The organism is Methylobacter svalbardensis, assembly GCF_037671525.1.
Classification (GTDB): domain Bacteria; phylum Pseudomonadota; class Gammaproteobacteria; order Methylococcales; family Methylomonadaceae; genus Methylobacter_A; species Methylobacter_A svalbardensis.
The window spans coordinates 1-584 of the sequence record NZ_JAWPOH010000108.1 but is presented as its reverse complement, the minus strand read 5'-3'; the positions used below and the strand labels follow the sequence as shown (position 1 = coordinate 584).

Genomic DNA, 584 nt, shown 5'->3' with positions numbered 1-584 from the left:
TTGAATACGGAATGGTTGTTAGCCGGGTTTGGTCAGCAGAAATCAAAAGCTATCGAAGCTTACAAATGCTTCGTTAGTGCGGGCAAAGGCCAGCCATCGCCGTGGGAACAATTGAAAAATCAAATATTTTTGGGCGATGAAAAATTTGTGGGGTCAATGCAAGGTCTGATAAATGTTGATAAGCAGCTAAGTGAGATCCCAATTTCACAGCGCAGGGCGGTGCCGAAGGAGTTGTTTTATTATGCTGAGAAGTACAAGATACGAAATGAAGCTATTATATACTCCGACTGGTCAAATTTGCGGAAAATGAAGAGAGTATAATACCCAAATTTAAACACAAAACCTGACATGCTAAAGATCGACTTTACCGAAAAAGCCATTGACGACGTGTATCAACAATTCATGGGGCATCCCTCTGGACTGACCAAGAAAAAACTGCATGTCGTATATCTTAAAGCACTGGGCTTATCACATAAGGAAATCGAACGCATTGCCCGCACCAGTGCTGACAGTGTGACGCGTTACCTAAAAGACTATGACGAGGGCGGCTTAGCCGCGCTTGGTGTGTCGCGCACCCATCGTCC

The 584-nt window shown here is 44.5% G+C and carries 1 protein-coding gene and 1 pseudogene; both read left to right on the top strand.

Annotated features, from left to right (window positions below):
• A pseudogene (locus RW114_RS19450) lies at window positions 1–321 on the top strand (addiction module toxin RelE); the annotation flags it as partial.
• 27 nt (window positions 322–348) lie between these two features.
• Window positions 349–584, top strand: a 236-nt coding sequence (locus tag RW114_RS19445) for a helix-turn-helix domain-containing protein (RefSeq protein ID WP_340124399.1), incomplete at its 3' end; no start/stop codon positions are given.